Genomic DNA, 22,456 nt, shown 5'->3' on the forward strand with positions numbered 1-22,456 from the left:
TTAAACGCTGCGGGCAATCATGTCGTCTTGCTGCTGCTGTTTTTCGCGGACTTTTTCGCGAATCAGCCGCTCCAGGTCGTCTACCAAGTGGTCATTGCGCAGTTTGCTGGCCGGTTTGCCGTCGATATACACCAGGTTGGCCGGGCTGCCGCCGGTGAGGCCGATATCGGTCTCTTTAGCTTCGCCGGGGCCGTTGACCACACAGCCGATCACTGAGACATTCAGCGGCGTCATGACGTCTTCCAACCGCTCTTCAAGCTGGTTCATGGTGTCAATGACGTCGAAGTTCTGGCGCGAACAGCTAGGGCAGGCAATGAAGTTGATGCCCTTAGAGCGCAGCTTGAGGCTGCGCAGCATATCAAAGCCGACCTTGATCTCTTCCACGGGGTCTGCCGCCAGCGAGACACGAATGGTGTCGCCGATGCCGTCCATCAGCAGCATGCCAAGTCCAATTGATGATTTGACCGTGCCCGAACGTAGCCCGCCTGCTTCGGTTATCCCCAAGTGCAGCGGTTGTTCAATGCGGGCGGCAAGGTCGCGATAGGCGGCCACGGCCATAAACACATCTGAGGCTTTGACACTGACTTTGAAGTCGGGGAAGTCGAGACGGTCCAGATAGTCGATATGGCGCATGGCGGATTCCACCAGTGCGGCAGGCGTTGGCTCACCGTATTTTTTCTGCAGGTCTTTTTCCAGCGAGCCAGCGTTGACACCAATGCGGATCGGAATGCCGTGCTCGCGAGCCGCACTAACCACCGCGCGTACGCGGTCTTCACGGCCGATGTTGCCTGGATTTATGCGTAGGCAATCGACGCCGAGTTCGGCGACGCGCAAGGCAATTTTGTAATCAAAATGGATGTCGGCAACGAGCGGTACATTGACCAGCTTTTTGATTTGGCCAAAGGTTTCGGCGGCATCCATATCGGGCACCGAAACGCGCACGATATCCGCACCCGCTGTTTCCAGCTGTTGGATTTGTGCCACCGTAGCGGCAACATCGAGCGTGTTGGTGTTGGTCATGCTCTGAACGGCAATCGGGGCATCACCACCCACCGCTACATTGCCAACATGAATCTGGCGGGAAAAGCGGCGTTTGATCGGAGAAGGGGTGTGCATAAGGCGTTCACTCTCCTAGGGTAAATCGGGCAACATTATTGGCACCAGCTTGGGCGGGAAGGTCAACTTCCTCGCCTTGGTAGCGCAGCTCAACGCCAGTGGCATTGCCCACGGTTAAACGAAACGGGGGCTCGCCTTCGACAGTGGCGGTGGTGCCTGGCGTTTGCAGACCGACAAAGACGCGCTGATTAGTGGCGTCAAAAATCTCAGTCCACGACTGTTCATTAAAGGTTAGCTCAAGGGTATTGGCGTTAGTGGCGGGTTCGGGCTCAGGAGAGCTCTGATCATCACTTTCCGCTGCGTCCGTTGGCGCTTGTGGTTGATCGTCTGTTTCGGTCGGCGTCGGCGGATCGAATGCCGCGATCGGGTCGGCGTTATCCTCGTTGCTCGCTGCTTGATCTTGCAGAGCTGAGGGCGATGGCGTCACGTTGGTGGCGTCGCTTTGTAGTGTCGCGCTGTCGTCGCCACTGGTAAAGCTGGAGCCGGCCGAGGGGCTCTGTGCTTCTACAGCGTCTGCGCCGTTCGATTCGTCCCGGGCGCTAACGCTTTCTTCTTGCGTAGGGGCTTCTGGCGTTGAGGAAGAGCTAAAGCCCGGAGGGGTATTGCCGCCACGGCTTTGCCACCACATAACGGTCACGGCGATAAGTCCTGCAATGACCAGCAGAGTGACCAGCTTGAACAGCCAAGCCCCGAGGCGCGAGGGCGGCTTGTTAAAAGAAACCGGGGTGACTTTGCGATCAACGTCGGTCTCCTTGTTATGGGCTTGATACGCTTCAAGCACCAACCGGTCATCCATGCCCAGGTATTTGGCGTAAGAGCGCAGGTAGCCGCGCCGATAAGCGGCGACAGGAATCTCTTGATAGTTATCCTGCTCAAGCCCCCCCACCACGGCGGGGCGCAGGTTCAACGCCCGGGCCGCGTCGGCGAGTGGAATACCAAGCTGTTCGCGCTGGCGAGAAAGCAGTTCGCCGGGGGAGGCGCTTTTTGGGTCGCTAGTGCTGGTGCTGTTAATGACGCTTTCTTGTGACTGTGTATCGCTCATGGCTGAGCATCCTTCATTAAATAAGCGGTGATCAGGGCGTCAATCAGTCAATCGTTACCAAGTTGGCGCTGGTAGTCGGCGGCGACGCTATGGTCGCCGCGCGCACGGGCGATTTCAACCGCCATTTCCAGCGCCGCTCGGTTGGGTTCGGCGAGCTGTAAATAAGTTTGCAGCGGTGCCCAGGCCTGAGGGTAATTGCCCTGCGAGTATTCGAGTTCAGCTAACATTAAATAGCCGCGCGGGTTGCGCGGATCAATACTCTGCGCGCGCTCCAATCGAGCACGCGCCTTATCAAATTCTTCCAGCGCCAGATAACACTGCCCTAAATTAGTGAATAACTGGGCTCGGTTAGCGTACTGGGCATCATCTGATGCGGTCTCTAGTTGCTCACAGGCAGCGTTAAACTGGCCCTGAGCGTACAAAAAAGCGGCGTAATTGTTGCGGGCACGGGTGAAGTCCGGATCGGCATTCACCGCTTGTTGAAAATAGTCGTTGGCAAGGTCGCTTTCGCCCTGGCGTTGATAAACCAGCGCCAACGCCTGCAATGCTTCGGCATGGCGCGGAGCGATTTCCAACGCCCGGTCCAATGCATTGAGTGCGCGGGGAAGGTTGTCGCGCTCCAGGTAAGCGACGCCTAGCTGGGTATAGGCGTTCGCCGCTGCGGGGTTGTCTTGCGCTGTCAGTGTGTTGGGCGAGGCACAGCCAGCAAGCCACAGGCTACCGATAAGGACGGTAAGCATGGGCACCCGCAATGGGTGTTGGCGCCGGCGGCGAGCGATCATGTCAATCCTCTTGTGGTGAACGTCCAATTGCCATTAAGGCAATACATACAAACAGCCGTGCTAATCTAAATAAAAACCGTGACCATCAAAGCGCCGTGCCAAGCGGAAGTCAAGATAAGCCCGGTTTTCTAACCGACACCTTAGTCGGCATCAAGCTGTACTGACTGGATATGGCGCGCACTGCGTTTAGTGCGGTCTTTCACTCGACCCACCAGCTGGCCGCAGGCAGCATCGATATCTTCGCCACGCGTGGTTCTCACCGTTGCGTTGTAGCCAGAATCGTATAGCCACTGCTGAAAACGCATGGTTTGATTGCGTGAGGGCTTCTCGTAGCCAGAATTAGGGAACGGGTTAAACGGGATCAGGTTGACCTTGCAGGGCAGTTCTTTAAGCAGCGCAGCAAGCTGCTCAGCGTGCTCTTGCTGATCATTGACGTCTTTGATCAACGTGTACTCAATGGTGATCTGACGATTATCCGGGCATTTTGCTAAGTAGCGATGGCAAGCATCCAGTAGTGCGCGAATATTGTATTTGCGGTTGATGGGCACCAGTTCGTTGCGTAGCTCATCGTTGGCCGCGTGAAGCGAAATGGCCAAACTAACGTCCATTTCATCGCCCAGCTTGTCGATCATCGGCACGACGCCGGAAGTCGATAGCGTCACGCGACGCTTGGACAAGCCATAGCCGTTGTCGTCGAGCATTAGCTTCATGGCAGGTACAACGTTGTCGAAGTTGAGCAATGGTTCACCCATGCCCATCATCACCACGTTGGTCACTGGCCGGTTGGCGGTATCACGGCGTGGCCCCACGCTGCGTTGGGCAACCCATACTTGGCCGATGATTTCAGCGGCGGTTAAATTACGCTGGAAACCTTGCTTGCCGGTAGAGCAGAAACTGCAGTCCAGCGAGCAGCCGACTTGGGACGAGACGCACAGCGTGCGGCGTTTGCCGTTCTCCGCCGGTATTAATACCGTTTCTACGTAGCTGCCGTCTTCCACTTCCAGCACCCACTTGCGTGTGCCGTCGCTCGAAGTGCCTTCGTAAATCACCCCTGGACCGCGAATTTCTGCCACCTGCGCCAGTTTTTCGCGCAGTGGCTTAGAAAGGTTCGTCATGGCCGCAAAATCATCGCTGCCTTCTTGGTGAATCCACTTCATTAGCTGGGCGGCACGAAATTTCTTTTCGCCAATCGACAAAAAGAAGGCTTCCATCTGCTCGCGGGACATGCCCAGCAGGTTATGGCGCTCAGGTGCCGCTTTGGCCGCAGGCGTGCCAGCAGCGTCTGAAAGTGGGGCGGGCGTATGTTGGGCTACAGTGGTGGTCATGGCGGTCAGCGTTATCGAAAGGGGCGGAGAGGCTAGCCCTCCCCGCAAAATGGCCGGCAACTGACGTTGTGGCGGCGCTAATTAGACAGGCTTAGCGCGGGCAGATTTCGTCGTTACCAAAGAAGTAGCTAATTTCGCGCTCAGCGCTTTCCGGAGAATCAGACCCATGGACAGCGTTGGCATCGATTGTTTCCGCAAAGTCAGCGCGAATCGTGCCGGGTGCTGCATCTTTCGGGTTAGTGGCGCCCATTAAATCGCGGTTTTTGGCAATCGCGTCTTCGCCTTCCAGTACTTGAACCACTACCGGACCAGAGGTCATAAAGCCGACTAGGTCTTTAAAGAACGGACGCTCTTTGTGCTCTGCGTAAAAGCCGCCAGCCTTCTCTTCGGAGAGGTGTAGCATTTTGGCAGCCACCACGCTCAGGCCAGCTTTTTCAAAGCGGGCAATGATGTCGCCGATAGCATTTTTGGCAACGGCGTCAGGCTTGATGATTGAAAGAGTGCGTTCAGTAGCCATGCAAGTAGTTTCCATAAAAGAGGGTTAAGCAAAATTGCCGCCCCAGATAGCCGGGGCGGCCCAGAGAAAATTCGGCTAGTAGCGTTTCAACAGCTAACGCGTCATCAAGTGCACAGGGATGCCCCGGCTGCTTGATGTTAAGTATCCATGAGCGCGATTATAGCGCTTAAGCCGGGGGATGAATACCGGTGATGAAACGCCGACCGGGTAAAGATGGTTAGACGGTAAAGCTCTCGCCGCAACCGCATTCGTCTTTTACGTTGGGGTTATTGAACCGGAAGAAGCGGTTGAGCCCTTCGCTGACGTAATCCACTTCGCTGCCGTTGAGCATTTCCACCGCATCGGGGGCAACGTAGACGCTGGCGCCGTGGGCTTCAAAGTGGACTTCTTCTGCGTCAACGGAGTCGGCAAAATCGAGCACGTAGCTATAGCCTGAACAACCACTGGGCTTGACCGAGACGCGCAGGCCATAGCCTTGGCCACGTTCATCAAGTACGTGGCGGATTTGTTGTGCCGCAGCCGGAGTGATGTTGAGTGTTGCCATGAGGCGTCCTCCTTAAAATAGTCAGCTAGTCAGCCGCTTGGCGTGGCGGTGTACGTAAACCGCTCACCGCATGGCGGATAAGCGCTAGCGCATGATCAATGTCGGCGTCGGTAGTAAAACGCCCGAAGCTAAAACGCAGCGATGAGAGGGCTAATGAGCGCGGCGTGCCGATGCCGAGTAGTACGTAAGAAGGGTCGACACTGGCGGAATTGCATGCTGAGCCAGTCGAGACCGCTACATCGCGCAGTGCCATTAGCAATGACTCGCTGTCGACACCTTCGAACGCCAAATTGACAATATGCGGTACAGCTTGCGCCAGTGGCGTGTTCGAGTAAACACCCTCGACGTCTTCAAGGCCGTGTAAGAAGCGCTGCTGCAAACGCGTAATATGAGCAGTATCGTCGTCGTGCTGTTGTTGCATCAGCGCAAAGGCTTCGCCCATACCTGCAATTTGATGCGTCGGCAGGGTGCCTGAGCGCATGCCGCGCTCGTGACCGCCACCGTGGATCAGCGCCTCCACGCGAATATCAGGGTGGCGTTTGACATACAGCGCCCCGACGCCCTTGGGGCCGTAGGTTTTGTGCCCAGAAAGCGACATCAAGTCAATTTGCTGGGTCACTACGTCCAGCGGGATACGCCCCACGGCCTGGGCGGCATCGGTATGGAAGGCCGCCCCAAACGCGTGGGCTACCTCTGCCAGGGCGGCAATGTCATTAATACTGCCCAACTCATTGTTCACCGCCATCAGCGACACCAGCGCGGTGTCGTCGCGCATTGCTGCGCGCAGCTGATCAGGTTGAACACAGCCATCCCGGCCCGGCGTTAGCCAAGTGACTTCAAAGCCCTCTTTTTCCAGCACATGGGCAGTATCGACCACCGCTTTGTGCTCAATCGTCGAGGTCACCATATGCAGGCCGCGCTCGCGGTTGGCGCGCATAAAGCCAATCAGCGCTAGGTTGTCCGCTTCGGTAGCGCCGCTGGTCCAGACGATTTCTCTGGGGTCGGCGCCAATCGCATCGGCCACTTGCCGGCGGGCCTGCTCAATCACTTGCTCTGCCTGCCAGCCTAGCATGTGACTGCGCGATGCCGGGTTGGCAAACAGCTGGTCAACCGTCAGGTAGCGCTGCATGACTTCGACCACGCGGGCATCGACCGGGTTAGTGGCGGCGTAATCCAGGTAGATGGGCAGCGTAGGTGTGGTCATCGTTAAAATCCGGCGATTTAGCGGTGTATTGGTTTTGGTGCATGTGCTCAGGGCGACGAGGCAAGAATGCCCGCTTCGACACGCTGTTGTTGTCGCGTCGCAATACGTATGACATCAGGGCGCAGCATCAGTTGTGCCAGGGTCATATCATCCAGGAAATGGCGAATCTGCGTGGAAAGTTCGCACCATAAATGGTGGGTCAAGCAGGTATTGCCCTGTTGGCAGTCTGAAAGCCCCTGGCAGCGGGTGGCATCGACGCTTTCATTCACCGCATCAATCACCTTTGAGACGCTAATTGCCTCCGGCGGTTGAGACAGCAAATAGCCGCCGCCTGGGCCACGCACGCTATTGACCAAGCCAGCACGGCGCAAGCGAGCAAAAAGCTGCTCCAAATAGGAAAGCGATATCTCTTGGCGCTGGGAGATATCGCCTAGGCTGGTAGGGCCGCTATCGGCATGCAGGGCTAGATCAAGCATGGCGGTAACGGCGTAACGGCCTTTGGTGGTCAAGCGCATGGCAAGCACCTCGACGCTGAATGTTCAGCGCACTGACGGCAAATGTGCTGCCATTATGGGAAAGCCTGAGTGCTTTGGTCAACCATTACGCGGTGGTAGCGTGTCTTTCTCGCTCGTTGACTCTTCTGCCGACGGTGCTAATGAGCGCTTGCCAACGCCGGGGCAGCCGGTGTCTTGCTCGTCTAAAATGCCGGCAAAATCTTCGTCTCGCAGCTCGGGTAGCTGCCCGTCTCGGTAGCTGGCATCCAGCTTACGCAAGGTCGAGCACATGCGCTCAATGCGCTCATCGACGGCGTGCATATGGTCGAGCATGGCCTGCATAGAGCGGGCGACGGGGTCGGGCATGTCTTGGCTAACGCCGTAGGCATCAAAGCCAAATTTCTGGCAGATGGCTTCGCGCCGAGCAGGGTCAACATCCAGCGCCTCTTCAACATCGGGATCGGCACGCTGAACAACCTTGCCGGGTATGCCAACCACGGTGGCCCCCGGCGGTACTTCTTTAGTGATGACCGCGTTAGAACCGACTTTAGCCCCGGCGCCGACGGTGAAGGGGCCTAATATTTTGGCGCCCGCCCCGACGATAACGCCATCGCCCAGGGTTGGGTGGCGTTTGCCTTTATGCCAGCTGGTGCCGCCCAGGGTGACGCCCTGATAAAGCGTGACGTCGTTACCTACTCGGGCCGTTTCACCGATCACCACGCCCATGCCATGGTCGATAAAAAAGCGTCGGCCAATGGTGGCGCCGGGGTGGATTTCAATGCCGGTGAGCCAGCGTGCAAACGTCGACAGCGTCCGCGCCAGCCACTTGAGGTTTTTCTTCCACAGCCAGTGACCGCAGCGATGCAGCAGCAGGGCGTGAAGGCCGGGATAGTTGGTCAATACCTCAAGAAAGTTACGCGCGGCTGGGTCGCGGTCAAAGACGCTATTGATATCTTCACGCAGGCGTTGAAACATGGGGATCCCTTAGGCGGTTTTTGGCCATCATCGCTGACGTCACAGACGATAATAAGCCTATTATGGTGGGGGCGTATGACGGTCTCTTCAAGTTCAGTGGATCACTCTTGTGGTCGTTTATGCTGCGCCGCCTTCTCGGTAGCCGATAAAATCCCGCGCAGAATATTCATTTCCATACGCTCGGGGCGCGCGCGTAGATACAAGCGGCGCAGCCGTGCCATCAACTGGCGAGGCTGTGCAGGGTCATGAAAATCAATGCTAATCAGCGTGCGCTCTAGGTGCTCAAAATAGCGCTCAAGCTCAGCGTGGGTGGCCAGGTCATCGTCATCGCTGGGTGCAGCTAAAGGTGTATCAGCTTGGCCTAACCAAGCCATGCGGCACTCGTAGGCGAGCACCTGCACCGCCGCCGCCAAATTGAGCGAGCTAAAGTCAGTATTGGTGGGGATATGCACGTGGGCGTGGCAGCGCTGAAGCTCAGCGTTGGTCAGGCCGCTATCTTCACGGCCAAATACCAGCGCCACGCGGGAATCAACAGCTTGGCATTCGCCAGGCAGGCGATCGGCTAACTCCCTGGGCGAGAGCATCGGCCAGGGTAAGGTGCGCGAGCGTGCACTGGCGCCTACGGCCAGGGTGCAGTCGGCTACTGCATCTTCCAGCGAGGCGTGGACGTTGGCTTGATGAAGCAGGTGGTCAGCGCCGGAAGCACGGGAAATGCTGTCCTGAGTGACCACCTCGCAGCGCGGGGCGACCAGCGCTAAATCTGCCAAGCCCATATTGTGCATCGCGCGAGCAACGCCGCCGATGTTGCCAGGATGGCTGGTGCCGATTAAAACAATGCGAATGCGTTCAAGCATGATAGGGCTCGGTGAATAAGAATTTGTTAATGAGAGTAAGTCATCATAAAGGCATAAAATGCGCAGTCTAGCATGAGTCGATAGCATGCCCGAGAGTGGTCTGCTAGAATTGCGCGCCAAAGGCAGCACCTGTGCCTGTTTATGCTTTCTCTTAGCATCACGTTCTTTAACATCACTGTCACAAGGCCCGATCATGAATCCGATGGTCCAATTTACGCTGCGTGCTGCACGCGGCGCTGTTGAACACTTCCTGCGTGTACGCGAACGTATTGAAAACGCTCACGATGAATTTAACCTTGACCGCCTACTCGACGAGACGGCGCGCAAGGCCGAAGCGACGATTGTTCAGCAGTTGGAGCGCGGCTATCCCCAGCACGGTGTTATCGGCCGCTTTACCCCGCATCGCGCGGGAGAAGGCGAAGGCGCGGATATCGTCTGGAAAATCGAACCCATGCACGGTTACTCTAACTTAGCCGTCGCCGGTAAGGGCTTTGCACTTTCAGTGGTTTGTCTTATCAACGGTCGTCCCGAGCACGCGGTGATTATTCCCCCCTTCGCCGACGACGAATATATCGCCAGCCGCGGCCGTGGCGCCCAGCACAACGACAAGCGCATGCGCGTTAGCAAGCCGACTGCCGTTAGCGGTACACGCATGGCCATGAGCTTGCCGGAAGCCTCGCTGCGTACCCGTCATCTACCCGCCTACTTAACGATTACTCAGCAGTTAGCACCACAGGTAGAAACCCTGTTGGCCACCGGTAACGGCCTGTTAGATCTGTGTGAATTGGCCTGCGGCCGCGTCGATAGCGCTTTCGTGCTCGGCCTGGAAGAGCAGGAAATGCAGGTCGGTACGCTGTTCCTGAAAGAAGCAGGCGCCTTGATGGGGACCCCAGATGGTCAACCGAGCGTGAAAGTGGAAGGCCAGCTAATGGCTGCCGGGCCGCGTCTTTACAAAGCGCTGATCAAGCAGTTGTCGCCGCACTTCTAGGCAGTACTGCTACGCTTTAAGCGCCTACGAAAAAAGCCCCTGCTGGTTCTTCCCAGCAGGGGCTTTTTTGTCGCTGGAATACCGGCCTTTAAGGCAGTTCTTCCTCTTCTTCGTCGAGCTCTTTCTTGGTGGGGATCAAGTCTTCCCGAGACAGTTTCAGCGGTAGTAGCAGCGCTGCGGCAATGTAGATAGACGAGAAGGTGCCCACGCCAACGCCAATCAGCAGTGCAATGGCGAAGTTTTCAATCATATCGCCGCCCAGCAGTAGCAGTGCGAGCAGTACCAATAAAGTCGTGCCCGAGGTTGCCAGGGTGCGCGCGAGCGTGGCGTTAATCGCTTCGTTGAAGATCTGCGGCATATCGTCGATGCGCGAGGTGCGAATAGCTTCACGAACGCGGTCATAAACCACGATGGTGTCGTTCAACGAGTAGCCGATCACCGCCAAAATAGCCGCCAGCACGGTGAGGTCGAAATCCAGCTGAAACAGCGCGAAAATCCCCACCACGATGACTACATCGTGCATTAGTGCTAACAGTGCACCAATTGCGAACTTGTACTGGAAGCGGAAAGCCACGTAGAGCATGACCACACCCAGCGCTACAAGTAGACCCAGACCGCTCTGGTCGCGCAGTTGATCGCCAACCTGGGAGCCAACAAACTCCGAGCGCACAAGGTCGACGCTATCGCCACTGGAGCGCAGCAGGTTGACGACTTCACCGCCTACATCGGCGTCAAAGGCCTGCTGTAGGCGGATCAGAATTTCGTTAGAGGCGCCGAAGGTCTGCACCGAGACATCTTGGAAGCCGTTATTTTCGAGTAGAACACGAATGGCATCGAGTGAGGGTGCGGTGCCGTAGCGCACCTCAACCAATGTGCCGCCGGTGAAGTCCAAGCCCAGGTTGAGCTGCTGGAAGAAAATAGCGCCAATCGACACGATCAGTAGCACAGCGGAGACGCAAAACGCGATGTTGCGTCGTCCCATAAAGTCGATTTGCAGGTGTGATAGGGGTTTCATTACCACCTCTTAAGTTCTGGGCTAAGCACGTGGATTAGAGTCATGTAGGTTAAATCCATGTTCTTCAAATCCATAGCTTTTTGACGGGTTTGCTGCCGTAGGTCAGGTTGACCATGGCGCGGGTCACCATTAGCGCGGTGAACAGCGATGTCAAAATGCCGATAGACAGTGTGACGGCAAACCCTTTAACCGGACCGGTGCCAATCGAGAACAAGATAACAGCCACCAATAGCGTGGTGATGTTAGCGTCGACGATAGAGGTAAAGGCGCGCTCATAACCGGCCTTGATCGCCTGTTGAATCGACATGCCGTTACGCAACTCTTCGCGTATTCGCTCGAAAATTAGCACGTTGGCGTCCACTGCCATGCCCAACGTCAGCACAATGCCGGCAATGCCCGGTAGCGTTAGGGTGGCGCCGAGCATCGACATCACTGCGATCAGCAGGGTTAGGTTCAGTGCCAAAGCAATGTTGGCAAACACCCCAAACACCTTGTAGCGCACCAGCATAAACAGCACGACCAGCAGCAAGCCAATCTGTACCGAGAGCAGGCCCCGCTCAATGTTTTCAGCGCCTAGGCTTGGCCCAATCGTGCGTTCTTGCACGAAGTAGATGGGTGCGGCAAGAGATCCGGAACGCAGCAGCAGCGCTAGCTCAGCGGCTTCTGTTGGCGAGTCTAAGCCGGTGATCCGGAAGCTGTTGCCCAGGGCGCTTTGAATCGTTGCTAGGCTGATTAGGCCGCGCTCAACGTACGGCTCGCGCTCAATGGTTTCCTCGCCCGTTTCCGGGTCGACCACCACGGTATCTTCACTCTTGTGCTCAATAAACAGCACCGCCATATTGCGACCAATATTGGTGCGCGTGGCGCGGTTCATCAGTGTGCCGCCGGTGCCATCCAGGTCAATATTGACCTGTGGGCGGCCGTTTTCGTCAAAGCTATTACTGGCGCTGGAAACGCTGTCGCCGGTAATAATTACATCGCGCATTAGCTCAGCGGTGCGCGATGGCTGGTTGCGAAACGCAAAGGTTTCCGTTTCGTTATCCGGCGTATCGTTGCGGGCTTCCAGGCGAAATTCCAGGTTGGCGGTGGCGCCCACAATGCGCTTGGCGGCCACGGTGTCCTGAATACCCGGCAGTTCCACGACGATTTGATTGGGGCCTTGGCGTTGGACCATGGGCTCCGCCACACCCAGCTCGTTGACCCGGTTGCGCAGCGTGGTCAAGTTCTGGTTAATGGCGTAGTCCTGAATCTCGTCAACCGATTGATCGCTAAGCGTCATCGTTAGCGACGAAGCACGACCATCGCCTTCGCTGCTGTACTCAAACTCCGGGAAGTCGCGGCTAATCAAGCTGCGCGCCGTATCGCGGTCTTCGCTGCTGGCAAAATCGATCGACAGCGTTCGGTCTTCAATATCGGTGTTGCGGTAGCGAAGTCGCTCACTGCGCAGCAGTTCGCGCATGGCGCTGGCATTGACTTCCAGGCGCTGGGTTAGCGCAGCGTCCATGTCCACTTCGAGCAGGAAGTGCACGCCACCGCGTAAATCCAGGCCCAGTGTCATGGGGGAGGCAGAGAATGCTCGTAGCCATTCGGGTGTTGTTTCGGCAAGATTGAGCGCCACGGTCGTGTCATTGTCGACTATGTCAGCGGCAATATCGCGCGCGTCGAGCTGGTCGTCGTCGTGGCGAAGACGGATTAACCACTGTCCGTTTTCTTCTTCTTCTAGTGCTTTGATGTCAATGCCATTTTCAATCAAAGCGTCTTCAACGCGTTCTATCTGGCGCTCATTCAGTGAATTGCCTTGAGTGTTGCTAATTTGGATAGCGGGATCTGCGGGGAATAGATTGGGAAGCGAGTAGATAAGGCCAACCACCAGGACGACCAGTATCAGCAGATACTTCCACAGGGGGTAACGGTTGAGCATGCAAGCCCTGCCTTCAATTACAAACGGAATGCTGTGCACGGGCTCGCCGTGCACAGCAAAGTTCACCATCATTTATACCATGTCACCCCTGCCGGGGTGGCTGGCACTGGCTCGGCAGGGGTATTACAAGGCTTAGATGGACTTGATAGTGCCTTTAGGCAGTACGGCGGCAACGGCGTTCTTCTGCACGTTAACTTCGGTGCCTTCAGCGATCTCGATGGTCAAAAACTCGTCGTTCACCTTAGTGATGCGCCCCACCAAGCCACCGCCAACGACGATCTCATCGCCTTTGTCCAGGTTGGAGACCAGCTGCTTGTGCTGCTTGGCGCGTTTGGCTTGCGGGCGCCAAAGCAGAAAGTAGAAAATCAGCACGAAGCCGACCAGCATGACGATTTGCGCAATACCACCGCCAGCGGCGGCTTCTTGGGCATGGGCTGGTGAGATGAAGAAATCCAGCATTGCAGAGAACTCCTGGGTTAGAAAAAGCTTACGTTTAAAATGGTGGTCAAACAGTTTAAACCACGCGCCAAGGCGTGTGGCGATTAATTCGCTAGATTTTAGGTAGCAAGGGGTGGCACTGGCAGGCCGCGCCGTGCATAAAAGCCTTCCACAAAGGTCGTCAATGTACCCGCTTCAATTGCTGCGCGCAAATCAGCCATCACACGCTGGTAGTAACGTAGGTTGTGGATGGTGTTGAGCATCGAGCCGAGCATTTCATTGCAGCGATCCAGATGGTGTAAATAGCCCCGCGAGAAGCTCTTGCAGGTATGACAATCGCACTCCTCATCAAGCGGGCGGGTGTCGAAGCGGTGCTTGGCGTTACGAATTTTGACCGTGCCTTCCGAGGTGAACAGATGACCGTTACGGGCATTGCGGGTGGGCATCACACAGTCAAACATATCCACTCCTCGACGCACGCCTTCCACCAGGTCTTCCGGTTTGCCGACACCCATTAAATAGCGCGGCTTGTCATCGGGCATCCAGGTGGGTAGGTAGTCGAGTACCTTGATCATTTCTTCTTTGGGCTCACCCACTGAAAGGCCACCAATCGCCAGGCCATCAAAACCGATCTCCAGCAGCCCTTTGAGCGAGCGTTCGCGCAGCTCAGGGTGCATACCGCCCTGAATAATGCCGAACAGCGCGGAAGGCGAATCGCCGTGGGCATCGCGGGAGCGTTTGGCCCAGCGTAGCGATAGCTCCATGGACTTCTCGGCTTCCTCAAAGGTGGCCGGGTAGGGCGTACACTCGTCAAAGATCATCACCACATCAGAGCCCAGCGAACGCTGAACCGCCATGGATTCTTCCGGCCCCATAAAGACCTTGCTGCCATCCACCGGCGAGCGGAAGTGCACGCCCTGCTCGGTAATCTTGCGCGTCTCGCCCAGGGAAAATACCTGGAAGCCGCCGGAGTCGGTCAGAATCGGTTTGTCCCACTGGGCGAAGTCGTGCAGGTCACCGTGGGCTTCAATCACCTCGGTGCCGGGGCGTAGCCACAGGTGAAAGGTGTTGCCTAGGATGATTTCGGCGCCGATCTCTTTGACGGAATCCGGCGTCATGCCTTTCACCGTGCCGTAGGTGCCCACCGGCATAAACGCCGGCGTCTCGACTGTGCCGCGGGGGAAGTGCAAGCGGCCTCGGCGCGCGCGGCCATCCTCGGCCAAGCGCTCAAAGCGCATAAAACATTCGTTTCGCATATTAAGGTAACTCGTTAAACTCGTTCGTTTGGCGCGACGGGTGCAGGGCAAGCGGGTCAACAATCAGCAACAATAGCCTAGCGGGTCAGCAGCATGGCATCGCCATAGCTAAAAAACGCATAGCGCTCGGCCACTGCCCGTTGGTAAGCATTCATGATGGTCTCGTAGCCAGCAAAGGCGGACACCAGCATTAGCAGCGTCGATTCAGGCAAATGAAAGTTGGTAATTAAAGCATCCACGCAACGCCACTGGTAACCGGGGTAGATAAAAATATCGGTATCGCCAGTATAAGGTGCGATCTGGCCATCGCTGCTCTTCATACAGGCGCTTTCCAGGCAGCGTACGCTAGTGGTGCCCACCGCTACCACGCGCTTACCCGCTGCGAGCGTGTCACGCACTTGCTGGCAGGTTTCTTCGGTAACTTCAATCCACTCGCTGTGCATAGGGTGTTCAAGAATATTGTCCACCCGCACTGGCTGAAAGGTGCCCGCGCCCACATGCAGCGTCACAAAAGCACGGTTAATGCCTTTATCCGCAAGGGCATCCAATAGCGGCTGATCAAAGTGCAACCCTGCTGTCGGCGCCGCCACTGCACCATCACGCCGTGCATACACGGTTTGGTAGCGCTCTCGGTCGCTGAGTTCATCTTCACGGGTAATATACGGTGGCAGCGGCATATGGCCGTGCTTTTCGAGCAGCGCGATCATCGGTGTATCGCCCAAAAAGCGCAGCTCAAACAGCGCATCACGACGCCCTTCTACAATGGCGTGAATATCGCCTTCGAAGATCAGCTCGGTGCCGGGCTTCGGCGATTTACTTGAGCGAATATGCACCAAACCACGGTGAGCATCCAGCGGGCGCTCAAGCAGCATCTCCACTTTGCCGCCGCTGGCTTTATGACCGTGCAGTCGCGCCGGTATTACGCGGGTGTCGTTAAACACCAGTAGGTCGCCCGGTTCCAAAAGCTCAAGTAAATCAGGAAAGCGGCGGTGTTCCAACGCGCCGCTCTGGCCATCCACGCACAGCAAACGGCAGTCACTACGCTGCTCAGAAGGGTAGCGAGCAATTAATTCGTCGGGTAGTTCAAAATGAAAATCCGCGCGCTGCATGGCGTATAACTCTTAACGTTGATCAAACAGGCGGCATAGGATAGCGCTTTGGCTGGATAAAGTCAGTCAATGTGATTGACCTACCTCATTAATTACGTATAATGCGCATCCATTGCCGGTATGGCGGAATTGGTAGACGCAGCGGATTCAAAATCCGCCGCCTTTACGGGTGTGCCAGTTCGAGTCTGGCTACCGGCACCAAAGATATCAAGGGCTTAGCGTTCATCGCTAGGCCCTTTTTAGTTTTCGGTATTCCAAAAGTGTCAACAAAGTGTCAACAGAGCTTTGGCGCGTATTTGATTGCATCGGCTAAATGGTCGGGTGACAGGTGTGCATAACGCATCGTCATGGCAATGGTTCTGTGACCGAGAATTTTCTGCAGAGTTAGCACATCACCGCCATTCATCATGAAGTGGCTAGCGAACGTGTGACGGAGAACGTGGGTCCTCTGCCCCCTGGGGAGCCTTATACCTGCTTCAATGATGGCAGCGGAGAACGCTTTATAAGCGTCGGTGCGGAAGACTCTACCGATCCTTGGCCCGTGTTGGGTGATCGATTTATAAAGCTCTTCACTCAGCGGTATGGTGCGATTACGACCGTTTTTAGTGCCGGTGAAGGTGACACGGCCATTCCTTAGCATTTCCGCTCTTAACGTCTGGGCTTCGCTCCAGCGGGCTCCCGTGGCAAGGCAGAGGCGTGTAATAAGCGCAACGTCTGGGTTGTTGGATTGTTCTAATACGTTAAAAAGTTGACGTAACTCTTCATCGGTTAGGTAGGCGAGCTCTTTTTCGTCCAGGCGCAACGGCTGCATTTTTGCGAAAGGGTTGGCTTTATTCCATTCACCTAACCGTATGAGCTGGTTAAAGACCGCTCTTAAATGGGCGTGGTCATGGTTGGCCGTGTTGGGTGTGATACCCGCTTCCAGGCGTTTCTGGCGTAATTCTGAGGCGTCCACGGGAGTGATCGTGGCAGCCGTTGGGTTGCCCATGATATCGGCCAGATTGTTGAGCTGTGAATAGCGGCGCTTACCGTCTTTCAGAGAGCGACCATGGTAGTCATACCAGAGTTTGACTAGGTCTTTTAGGGTACGACGGTCACGTTTTGGCGTGATGTAGCTTTCACCCGTTGCAGCCTTAGCCAATACCTTGCCTTCAAAGCGCTTCGCTGCTGCCTGAGTAGGCAGTATTTTACGGACACGCTTTCCATATCGGCCTTCAGGCATTATGTCCACTTTCCAGCCGGTTTTGACTTTCTTAATAGTCATTACGCCGCCTTACCTACCAATCGTCGTTCTATCAGTTTTTGCTCTACTATCTGCCTGAATTGCCCAGAGTCGACCCCTCGACGGCGGTAGTATTCGGCGAGGTCTTCCCACATGCCGGAGCGCTGGAGGTAACGGACGGCTTCATGGGTGCGGAAGTTTTGGCGGGCGTAAATGCTGATGAGGTTGCCGAAGGCCAGGGTGACGTTCTTTTCATTGCCTAAGCCTGGTGCTTTGCGCGCGCGTTTGTACATGAAGCCAGGTTCATGGCAGTAGAAACGGGCATCTTCCTGCATGACTTGCCACGCGGGGTCTATCAGGTTGCGCCGGGTATCCAGGCGGTAGGATTGCATGGCGGTACGCCAGAGGCCGGATAGGTGGGGTACCACATCGACAAAGCGATTGAAGCCGTGGTTGGCGTCCAGCACTTCGCCAGTGTCAACGTTGCAGGGGATGCCTTCGGCGAACTCACGAAGCACCGATTGATGAAAGCGCAGCTCGATACGCCAGACGGTTTCCTCAGGGTCATAAGCGGGGCTGAGGTCGTCTTTTACGGCGTGTTGCCAGATGCCTTCCCAGAAGTGCATTTTGTCGCGGTGTGTGGCTTCCAGCGTCTTGTTATAGATAGAGCATTGCAGTGCCCCCGCGGTACCAAACATATAGGTCTCACCACGCCCGTAGGTGGTGGCAATGGTGTTGTGGGCAAACTCCAATTCGTCAATGCCATCAATGCACATGATCTTTTTGGACCGCGTCACAAAGCGCGACATGAAGTCTTTCGGGGGCTCCCAGCCTTGGACGTCCAAGGCGAGGTGGATGGCACAGCCTGCAGGTTCCACGTAAGCGAGCATATGAGCCGCGATGTTGTACATGAAGTCTTGGCACTCTTGAGGGCTTCGCTCCTGGATGAAGTGCGGGGAGAGCTCGATTTTTAGGTGGGTGCCAATGTTCTCAACCTTGGTATGCCGTGCCTGGAAGAACACGATCACGCCTAGCTCATTGTTTTGGAGGCGGTAGCGGAAGCCTGAACCGGCTGCGCCGGCACCGACGGACCACGTCACATCAAAGAGGTGCATGGTCGCCCCTTTACCTTCGTTGTAGACCCTGATGATCTCATCAAACTGGTACAGGCAAGGCTTGCCCTGGTAAAGCTGCCGTACGGTGTCCACACCTGCGTTCAGTAAGCGAATATCGTCTACCTCACGTTGACCAGCGGAGCTGATCAAGAGCTTTCCAAACGGGTCTTGTTCGCCACGCTCCAGTGAGGCAATTGAATAGCGGTTCCAACGCTCCATGACCGACTCCCTTAAAATTTTAAAATGTTGGTATGTGCTGTAATGAGCTGCTTTAACGGGTTTCGTTGTTACTCTGCGAGACGTGTTACAGGGATGGTCTCGACCGCTTGTCGCCAGTTCATTGCCGCGAGATTGGCTGTGATCGAGCCGGTTTGATCTTGGGCGGTGGCGGTTTGGGTAGCGTCATAACGGGGCAACACGGTGGCTTGGAGCAGTACATGGAAGTTGGTGCGTTGGGTGGAGGTAGATTCGTTTTGGAACAGACGACCGGCAACGGGGACGCTGGAGAGAACGGGAACGCCAGAGACTTGGGTACGGTCGTCCTGGGACGATAGACCGCCTAACAGCAGGGTTTGGCCGGAGCGAATCTGTGCGGTGGTATTGATCTGGCGTTGGTTGGTGATGATATCGGACGCAACCAGGGAATCGGTGAGCGAGTCAGCGGAGGTGGTGATATCCATGATGACCAAGCCGGACGCGGTGACCACCGGCAGCACGTTTAAGCGTATGCCCACGTCACGGCGTTCGATGGTCTGAAAGGGGCTGTTCACGTCCGCTGATTCGCCGGTAACGCGACCGGTGACAAAGGGCACGTTCTGGCCGATGGAAATAATGCCCCGGCTGCCGGAGAGGGTAAGGATTTGCGGTGTGGATAACACGTTAGAGCTAGAGTCGCGCTGTAACGCATTGATGGCAAAGGCCAGAATATCACCGTCGAAGATCCCGAAGGTACCGCCGGATGCTGCGAGTGACGTGCCCAGGTTATCGGTATTAAAGCCGCCGACGATACGGCTACCCGATGCCCGACCCAGTGAGACGCCAAGATCAAAGGTATCGCCGTTCGTGGTTTCAAAGATCACCGCCTGGATAAGTAATTGCGGGTGAGCAACGTCCACTTGGGGGAGCAGCGTTTGCAGCTGTGTGAGCTGCTTTTCTGGGCCCTTGGCTAAGATGGCGTTAGAGGCATGGAGTACCTGCACACGCGGCAGGGTGGTGCCGTCCTGGGCGTTCTGGGTCAGAAAGCTAGTCACCAGTGGGGCAATATCGTCAGCGCGCACGTTGTTAAACGAAAACAGGTGTGTGGCCTGGGGCTCTGGCGGTGGTGTCAGCGTGGGGGTATTGGCAATCGCGGCGGCGGGATCAATCGGGGTGATCGGTTGTGTATTGGTGCTGGGCGATTGAGTTGCCGGAGCAACGGTCGGCGGGTTGCCCGGGAGAATAGTGTAGCCGTGTGAGCTCAACACGCCCTGAAAAAACTCATCAAGCTGGTGATCCGGCACATCGGGGGCGTACACCGTGAGTGTGCCGGTGGCGGTGGGGTGAATGGCTAACGGGGAGCCGGTTTGGTCGACGTACCAGCGCACAAAGTCGCGGATATCGGTGTCTTGCATCTGTATCGGTGTGGCCTGGGCGCCGGTGGCGATAAGCGTGGCCAGGGCGAACGAAGCGGCGGTTTTAGCAGCGAATTTCAGCATGGGTAACTCCATTTTCTACGCGGACGAGGCAGGCGCTCACAGGGACGATGCCAAAGCCTTGGCGGGCGAGATCGTCGGTGGTGAGGGACTGGCGGTCGCTATCAATGAGGCGATAAGTGGTGTGGTCGCCAAACTGGCTAAAGCTGGCGATACGGGTGGTGCTGAGGTCGGGCAGTTTTAGCGGTGCAGCGGGGGGCGCGTCGTCGGGTGATCGTGCGTTCACGCGATCGGCAACGAGTACCGACAGGGTGATAAAACAGCCCAGCACAAAGGAGGCCAGGGAGAGCAACGGGCGGTTAAAGCGTTTCCAGTAGATATGGGTCATTTTCATATAGAACCTCGCGTCACGCGGTACCCGAAGCCTGCCGTGGGTAAGCCAGGGCGGTAGCACGGAATAGGTGCCGTGGGCGTAGTGGTCAGAGAAGGCTTGTTTGGTGTCATACGCGGGGTAGAGGGCGCGGCCGGTGTAGGTCCAGCGTTCGACGGTAAGGCTTTGCGGAGAGTCGCCGTATTTGACGATGCCTAGATGGACTTTGGGCATGGGCATTTTGGTGCCCATGAACAGCGAGTAAAGCGCGCCGACAAAAGGCACGGAAACACGATCCAGGCGGCGGCAGTAAACGACGTGTTCCGCCAGAGCGACGCGGGCTTGCTTGTCCATGATCGACAAGTCTTGGATCAAGAAAATAATGTCCCAGCCCAATTTTCTAGCGTGCAAAAACCAATTGATCACGTCCTGACGGCTTTTATCGTTCCAAGAGCGAGCGTTAAACCAGGTGCCGCACTCATCCAGCACCAATAGGCCGTTTTTGCTTTCGTCGTAATCGTCGGTACCGGTGCCGATGGACGCTAGGTCTGATAACACCGGTTTATCAGGAATGCGGTAGCAGCGGGTTAGCTTGGCTTTTTCACCAATCAGCTGATCCAGGTTCAAATCCAGGTTGGTGGCGACCTTGCACCCCTGATTGAGCTTGTCCTTGATCTTGCCCACGGCGACCAGGGTTTTTCCGGCGCCCAATTTGCCGGTGACGACGTAAACGGCCATTAGAGAACGGGCCTCCCTTGCTCCCAGTCGATCAACTGCTTTTTCTGCTGGAAGACCCACATGGCCACCTTGCTGCTGTAAATGGCGGCAATACAGGCTTCAAGGTTGTCAGGCTTGACGGCGCCCATGCCGTTAGCCAATTCAGACGGGAGTGAGGCGTTGATACCGTTAATGATGAGCGCAAAGGTCGTGGCCAGCGCGACCAACAGCGTGATATACAGCGTTGTCCATACCAACATGCCCGCCAAACGGCTGGTAAAGCGGGAAGCAATACGGGTAACAAACCATTCAACAATGCGCGTGAAGAAGCTGATGAGGGCGCTCATGCCGAGCAGTGCGGGGAGTGCCATCTATGCGGTCCTCTGTTCAGAGCGAAAGAAGGTGTCGACGATGCTGACGACCGTCCAGAAATAGATAATCCAGGTCAGCCAGAGCTTGATGGTGTTAAACGCCTGACAGGAGATTTCCATGGGGCCGAACTGGAGAGGCGTGCAGCCACCGGACGGCAGCGAGGGAAGGCGTGACGTAATTTGTTCGGCAATATCGGAGCTGGCACCGTCGCCGATCTCATCCATCAGAGTGTTTATTTCGTCGCTATGCTCTTGCTCTTGAGCGGCGACACCGTCGAGGGTGTCATCCATGCCGGAGGAGTCGAACAGATCGTCACCGTCGCCGAGGTCTTCGGTAAAGGTAGAGGCGAGTTTATCGACCATGCGGTTGAGCAGTTTGGAAATGCCGCCTAACAGCCCATCCCCTTCGCCGTCTTCACCTTCTCCCTCGCCATCCCCTTCGCCATCGCCCGAATCATCACCAACGCTTCCCAGACCCAAGCCTTTGAGAGCATCCGTGAAGGTGGTGCCTAGTGCGTCAATGGAGCTGGTGATGGTTCCCGTTTGGCTATCAATGGTGTCGGTTACATCGCTTGTTTGGTCGCTAAGCGCGTCAGTAACAGTAAGAGAGGAAAAATCAATTTGCTCATTAATCTCCCTGGTCTGATCACTCAGGGCGCCGGTAACATCATTAGAGAGCGCGTTGATGGCGTTACGATTAGAACGGCCAGCGGAGCCGATGGCTTCAATAATGCCGGATTCGTCAAACTCAAAATCCGGCACGGTTGACCCGCCACCGGAGCCACCGCCGCCAGTGCTATCGTCAGAATCATCGTTGTCGGAATCATTACCGCCGGTATCGCCACCTGTATCACCGCCGTTGTCACCGCCTGGATCAGTGGGGTCGGTTGGGTCTGTGGGGTCAGTCGGATCACCACCGCCATTATCACCGCCGCCACCCGAGTCACCCCCAGAGCCGCCACCACCGCCAGACGGTTTAGAGTGAGTAGTACCGTTAGAATCAACATATGAAAAATGGTCAGGCGCGGAATCCCAATCAACTAAATAAGACGTATCGCCAATATTGACGCAGCTAGACGAATCAGAACAGCCGCCAGGAAGTTCGTTTAAATACTCAGGCGTACTAAAATCGACAACTGAAAACGTACCATCACCTTCACCCCACCCCCCATTTAAAGAGGAATCAGGATCATGTTCACCGTATTCATTTGTAGACGTAGCCGTAATAGGGACAGAGCAAGAAACATCATCGTCAGTACCCGAACAGGCAACAACACCACCACTAGCTGTTAATGAACAAGCACCCCCATGAGATTTAACAGAACCACCACTATTCAAATAATTAGCAGAACTAGCGGAAACAGATATTGAATCCTGAGGGATCCCCACGAATATTTTCAATAAAATCAGCGTGTAATGTTGAAGGAGCCTGCATGGGTCGGCATGTTGT

At 56.0% G+C, this 22,456-nt stretch carries 22 protein-coding genes and 1 tRNA gene; 2 read left to right on the plus strand and 21 right to left on the minus strand.

Translation table 11 applies throughout. The features are described 5' to 3' along the window. From ispG to RZA33_RS18065, 10 genes are all read right to left on the minus strand, one after another. Entirely contained in the window at window positions 1-1,116 is a 1,116-nt protein-coding gene (gene ispG, locus RZA33_RS18020) for a flavodoxin-dependent (E)-4-hydroxy-3-methylbut-2-enyl-diphosphate synthase (protein WP_317509095.1), read from the minus strand. A 7-nt stretch (window positions 1,117-1,123) separates the two neighbouring features. Beyond that, entirely contained in the window at window positions 1,124-2,158 is a 1,035-nt protein-coding gene (locus RZA33_RS18025) for a RodZ family helix-turn-helix domain-containing protein (RefSeq protein ID WP_317509096.1), read from the minus strand. Window positions 2,159-2,205: 47 nt separating this feature from the next. Continuing rightward, window positions 2,206-2,940: a type IV pilus biogenesis/stability protein PilW gene (gene pilW, locus RZA33_RS18030; protein ID WP_317509097.1), complete on the minus strand. Its 735-nt coding sequence runs from the start codon at window positions 2,938-2,940 to the stop codon at window positions 2,206-2,208. Between the two features lie 140 nt (window positions 2,941-3,080). After that, on the minus strand, window positions 3,081-4,265 hold the full coding sequence (gene rlmN / locus RZA33_RS18035) for a 23S rRNA (adenine(2503)-C(2))-methyltransferase RlmN (RefSeq protein WP_317509098.1): 1,185 nt from the start codon (window positions 4,263-4,265) through the stop codon (window positions 3,081-3,083). Between the two features lie 91 nt (window positions 4,266-4,356). Continuing rightward, a complete protein-coding gene (gene ndk / locus RZA33_RS18040) occupies window positions 4,357-4,782 on the minus strand; it encodes a nucleoside-diphosphate kinase (RefSeq protein WP_317509099.1) in 426 nt (141 codons plus the stop codon). Between the two features lie 217 nt (window positions 4,783-4,999). Next, a complete protein-coding gene (locus RZA33_RS18045) occupies window positions 5,000-5,326 on the minus strand; it encodes an iron-sulfur cluster assembly accessory protein (RefSeq protein ID WP_317509100.1) in 327 nt (108 codons plus the stop codon). A 25-nt stretch (window positions 5,327-5,351) separates the two neighbouring features. Then, window positions 5,352-6,530, minus strand: coding sequence for an aminotransferase class V-fold PLP-dependent enzyme (locus tag RZA33_RS18050; RefSeq protein ID WP_317509101.1), 1,179 nt, complete (start codon window positions 6,528-6,530; stop codon window positions 5,352-5,354). A 47-nt stretch (window positions 6,531-6,577) separates the two neighbouring features. Beyond that, on the minus strand, window positions 6,578-7,045 hold the full coding sequence (iscR, locus tag RZA33_RS18055) for a Fe-S cluster assembly transcriptional regulator IscR (protein WP_317509102.1): 468 nt from the start codon (window positions 7,043-7,045) through the stop codon (window positions 6,578-6,580). A 78-nt stretch (window positions 7,046-7,123) separates the two neighbouring features. Beyond that, window positions 7,124-7,999, minus strand: a complete 876-nt coding sequence (cysE, locus tag RZA33_RS18060) for a serine O-acetyltransferase (protein ID WP_317509103.1) — start codon at window positions 7,997-7,999, stop codon at window positions 7,124-7,126. A gap of 101 nt (window positions 8,000-8,100) precedes the next feature. Next, window positions 8,101-8,853 carry an RNA methyltransferase gene (locus RZA33_RS18065; protein ID WP_317509104.1) on the minus strand — a complete coding sequence of 251 codons (753 nt, stop codon included), beginning with the start codon at window positions 8,851-8,853 and terminating at the stop codon, window positions 8,101-8,103. Between the two features lie 193 nt (window positions 8,854-9,046). Here RZA33_RS18065 and RZA33_RS18070 point away from each other — a divergent pair, with 193 nt between their 5' ends. Next, window positions 9,047-9,841, plus strand: a complete 795-nt coding sequence (locus RZA33_RS18070) for an inositol monophosphatase family protein (protein WP_317509105.1) — start codon at window positions 9,047-9,049, stop codon at window positions 9,839-9,841. An 88-nt stretch (window positions 9,842-9,929) separates the two neighbouring features. Here RZA33_RS18070 and secF read toward each other — a convergent pair whose 3' ends face one another. The 5 genes from secF to queA form a co-directional block, all read right to left on the minus strand. Further along, window positions 9,930-10,856 (minus strand): protein translocase subunit SecF, encoded by a 927-nt coding sequence (gene secF / locus RZA33_RS18075; protein ID WP_317509106.1) that lies wholly within the window; start codon window positions 10,854-10,856, stop codon window positions 9,930-9,932. A 64-nt stretch (window positions 10,857-10,920) separates the two neighbouring features. Further along, entirely contained in the window at window positions 10,921-12,777 is a 1,857-nt protein-coding gene (gene secD / locus RZA33_RS18080; RefSeq protein ID WP_317509118.1) for a protein translocase subunit SecD, read from the minus strand. A 132-nt stretch (window positions 12,778-12,909) separates the two neighbouring features. Then, window positions 12,910-13,236: a preprotein translocase subunit YajC gene (gene yajC, locus RZA33_RS18085; RefSeq protein WP_317509108.1), complete on the minus strand. Its 327-nt coding sequence runs from the start codon at window positions 13,234-13,236 to the stop codon at window positions 12,910-12,912. Between the two features lie 98 nt (window positions 13,237-13,334). Beyond that, window positions 13,335-14,453 carry a tRNA guanosine(34) transglycosylase Tgt gene (tgt, locus tag RZA33_RS18090; RefSeq protein WP_416337885.1) on the minus strand — a complete coding sequence of 373 codons (1,119 nt, stop codon included), beginning with the start codon at window positions 14,451-14,453 and terminating at the stop codon, window positions 13,335-13,337. A gap of 95 nt (window positions 14,454-14,548) precedes the next feature. Continuing rightward, window positions 14,549-15,580 (minus strand): tRNA preQ1(34) S-adenosylmethionine ribosyltransferase-isomerase QueA, encoded by a 1,032-nt coding sequence (gene queA, locus RZA33_RS18095; protein ID WP_317509110.1) that lies wholly within the window; start codon window positions 15,578-15,580, stop codon window positions 14,549-14,551. A 114-nt stretch (window positions 15,581-15,694) separates the two neighbouring features. Here queA and RZA33_RS18100 point away from each other — a divergent pair. Next, window positions 15,695-15,781: transfer RNA gene (locus RZA33_RS18100), tRNA-Leu, on the plus strand. Between the two features lie 73 nt (window positions 15,782-15,854). Here RZA33_RS18100 and RZA33_RS18105 read toward each other — a convergent pair. The 6 genes from RZA33_RS18105 to RZA33_RS18130 form a co-directional block, all read right to left on the minus strand. After that, window positions 15,855-16,844 carry a tyrosine-type recombinase/integrase gene (locus RZA33_RS18105; RefSeq protein WP_317509111.1) on the minus strand — a complete coding sequence of 330 codons (990 nt, stop codon included), beginning with the start codon at window positions 16,842-16,844 and terminating at the stop codon, window positions 15,855-15,857. Beyond that, window positions 16,844-18,136 carry a hypothetical protein gene (locus tag RZA33_RS18110; protein WP_317509112.1) on the minus strand — a complete coding sequence of 431 codons (1,293 nt, stop codon included), beginning with the start codon at window positions 18,134-18,136 and terminating at the stop codon, window positions 16,844-16,846. Before RZA33_RS18110 ends, RZA33_RS18105 begins: the two co-directional genes overlap by 1 nt. A 68-nt stretch (window positions 18,137-18,204) precedes the next feature. Further along, the gene (locus tag RZA33_RS18115) at window positions 18,205-19,611 is read right to left on the minus strand and encodes a secretin N-terminal domain-containing protein (protein WP_317509113.1); all 1,407 of its coding nucleotides are present in this window, start codon (window positions 19,609-19,611) and stop codon (window positions 18,205-18,207) included. Beyond that, the gene (locus tag RZA33_RS18120; RefSeq protein ID WP_317509114.1) at window positions 19,592-20,656 is read right to left on the minus strand and encodes a zonular occludens toxin domain-containing protein; all 1,065 of its coding nucleotides are present in this window, start codon (window positions 20,654-20,656) and stop codon (window positions 19,592-19,594) included. The genes RZA33_RS18115 and RZA33_RS18120 overlap by 20 nt, the downstream gene beginning before the upstream one ends. Next, window positions 20,656-21,006, minus strand: coding sequence for a DUF5455 family protein (locus RZA33_RS18125; protein WP_317509116.1), 351 nt, complete (start codon window positions 21,004-21,006; stop codon window positions 20,656-20,658). The genes RZA33_RS18120 and RZA33_RS18125 overlap by 1 nt, the downstream gene beginning before the upstream one ends. Continuing rightward, on the minus strand, window positions 21,007-22,456 hold a 1,450-nt coding region (locus RZA33_RS18130; protein WP_317509117.1), incomplete at its 5' end, for a hypothetical protein. It abuts the gene before it with no gap.

It is taken from the genome of Halovibrio sp. HP20-59 (assembly GCF_033052795.2).
In the GTDB taxonomy this organism is placed as follows: Bacteria; Pseudomonadota; Gammaproteobacteria; order Pseudomonadales; family Halomonadaceae; genus Vreelandella.